Origin of the sequence: Sphingomonas sp. 66-10 (genome assembly GCF_001897045.1) — a bacterium.
GTDB lineage: Bacteria > Pseudomonadota > Alphaproteobacteria > Sphingomonadales > Sphingomonadaceae > Sphingomonas > Sphingomonas lycopersici.
In genome coordinates, this window is the sequence record NZ_MKRR01000028.1 from 1 (window position 1) to 2,299 (window position 2,299).

Here is a 2,299-nt window from a genome sequence, read left to right on the forward strand (position 1 = left end):
CTAATGAGCGTCGAGACATACCGATTGCTTCAACACGGGCCGTCAAAAAGCCACCTCCAGCCCCCCGTCCGCAGGAGAGCAAATTGCGGTTACATGCTCTAGCAACTGGAGGAGCAAGGGTTTTTGAAGCGCCCGAAATGCTATCCTGTTCAAATGCCCTCTCGAAAATGAGCAGTTGAGGCAGGTCAGGAACCGGTCGAATAAGACCGAAGTAGGCAATTTCGCTTGCGCGACCTTGGCGAGCAGGACCCCAGTTCACGAAGAAACGTGAAGCTATCGCCTCACCCGCAGCAGCCCGCCACAGTCCCGTTTGCTTTCGCTTCCTGGATCGGAGGGCATGGGACATCGCCAAATGAGCAGAACACGCAGCAGTCGCCAGCCAGGGGCCGCAGCACCACCGCGCAATGCCGGCAATCATAGAAGAATTGGCAGGCGTTGGTGGGCATCCTTTCGGTGGCCACCCCGCCGCATTTGGGACAGGTCAGGGTTGAGGTGAGCTGCATCAGGAAAGCGCGTTCATCAGCGGCGCTTCTAGGAGGTCCCAGGCGAACGCGATAAGCGTCAGAACCGTTCCAATCGCGAGCAGGATAGGTGTCGCGCGCGAGGGCAGCGGCATTGTGCAGGACCGGTCCCCAGCACAGGACCTCCGCCGCTGCGCGTAGGCCCACCACCCAGCAGCCAAGCCGATGAGGGAGGTCGCCGTTAGCGGCCACCGTAGTGGTATCAGCGCGGCGAAGTTGCTGGACAGGCCCGCCCCCAGGCCGAGCGCCGCGAGTGCGAGGGGCAGGACGCAGCATGACGCCGCAGCTAGAACAGCGGCTAAGCTCGCAAGCGCGCCGAGGGCGGATAGCCCCGTGTCGGCGCGACGTCGTGACGTTGGTGCGCCTAGGGGTTCACGCGGGATGGTCTCTTGGTTCATCTATCGCCTCTAGCGGGTTAGCCCGTTATGCATCCTGTAGTGACTACAGGAGCAAGCAATATATGCGCGTTGAGGAAAGCATCACGATCGGCGAGCTGTCTCGCCGGACTGGCGTGAATATCGAGACGATCCGGTACTTCGAGCGCGTTGGTGTTCTCGCAACGCCACCCCGCACAAGCGGCGGGCGGCGGGTATATGGGACCGGTCACGTCCGCGCACTTGGGTTCGTCCGTCGCGCGCGCGAACTCGGCTTCTCCCCGGCCGAGGTGCGCGCGATCCTGTCTCTTGGCGGTTCTGCGCAGGCGTCATGCAGTGAGGTCCGCGAGATCGCGGCTCACCATCTAGAGCGTGTGCGCGCTAAGATGGAGGATCTGGCGCAACTAGAAAGCCTGCTGGCTGCGACCATCGACCGTTGCGAAGGCGACGGGGCGGCGAGGTGCGCCGTGATCGACTTGCTGAACCAACATTCGACTGCGTAGATGTCGCATCGCACCCCGTACTCGCGCAAACGGTCGATAACGGAGCCGATCACCATCACCACGGCACGCGGCCCTAGCCACCTATGTGGACGTTGCGCATCACGAAGCCGCTTTTCGGAAGCGCTGGCAGCCTGGCGAAATCGATGCTCAGGTCTTGGTCCGGTACGTCATAGCGCATCGCGTTGACGAGGAGGTGTGCCGCCACCTTCATGATCGCGAGGACGATCCATTCGCCGGGACAGCGATGGCCGAGATAGTGATCGCCGCCGCCCTGCGGAATGAAGTTGAAGGAGTCTTCGTCCCAAGCCCTGAAACGCTCAGGGCGAAACTCCTGGGGGTCGGCCCAGGTCGCTGCGTCGTGATTGCTCCCATAAAGGTCTAGCACCACTTGACGCCCTTCCGGAAAGGCCATCCCCTCCCACTCGAAATCTTGGCTCGCGCGCGCCACCACAGCGGGAAAGAAGGGATAGAATCGGCGGACCTCTTGGACGAAGAGCTCGGCATAGTCCGGCTGCTGAACCAAGGCCGCCCTGATCCCTGAACAGGTTTGCAGCGCGTGGGCGACGAAGGTGATGTACACTGCGATCGCGACGGTCGGGCGAAGGACATTTACCAGTTCGACCGCTGCGACGTGCGGCGAAAGAAGATCGTCGTGCCGGTCGCGATGCCAGGCTATCGCGTAAGCCGCGGTCCCCGAGCCCGAGCCGATGCTCCCGGCCCGAATGCCTTCAATGATCCGCTTCGCCCATGCGTCGACGCGACGACGGGCCAGCCGTGACCAAAGATGCCTTGGGCTCGCCGAGCCGGCGGCGTCGAACAGCGCCCGCAGCTCGCCCGCGCGGTTGCCGGCTTCATCGTCCGGAAGAGGAACTCCCGCCCAAGCGCATACCGCTCGCGTCAG

At 62.9% G+C, this 2,299-nt stretch carries 4 protein-coding genes; 1 reads left to right on the forward strand and 3 read right to left on the reverse strand.

Annotated features, from left to right (window positions below; translation table 11 throughout):
- Positions 1-281 precede the first annotated feature (281 nt).
- On the reverse strand, positions 282-503 hold the full coding sequence (locus tag BGN95_RS03410) for a GDCCVxC domain-containing (seleno)protein (RefSeq protein ID WP_081609171.1): 222 nt from the start codon (positions 501-503) through the stop codon (positions 282-284).
- Positions 503-919: a mercuric transporter MerT family protein gene (locus BGN95_RS03415; RefSeq protein ID WP_017980799.1), complete on the reverse strand. Its 417-nt coding sequence runs from the start codon at positions 917-919 to the stop codon at positions 503-505. The genes BGN95_RS03410 and BGN95_RS03415 overlap by 1 nt, the downstream gene beginning before the upstream one ends.
- Positions 920-981: 62 nt before the next feature.
- On the opposite strand from BGN95_RS03415, the gene BGN95_RS03420 reads away from it, so the two are divergent.
- Positions 982-1,398 (forward strand): MerR family transcriptional regulator, encoded by a 417-nt coding sequence (locus tag BGN95_RS03420; RefSeq protein ID WP_017980798.1) that lies wholly within the window; start codon positions 982-984, stop codon positions 1,396-1,398.
- Between the two features lie 73 nt (positions 1,399-1,471).
- Here the strand turns inward: BGN95_RS03420 and BGN95_RS03425 are convergent.
- A partial coding sequence (locus BGN95_RS03425; RefSeq protein ID WP_286771618.1) for a cytochrome P450 occupies positions 1,472-2,299 on the reverse strand: 828 nt, incomplete at its 5' end.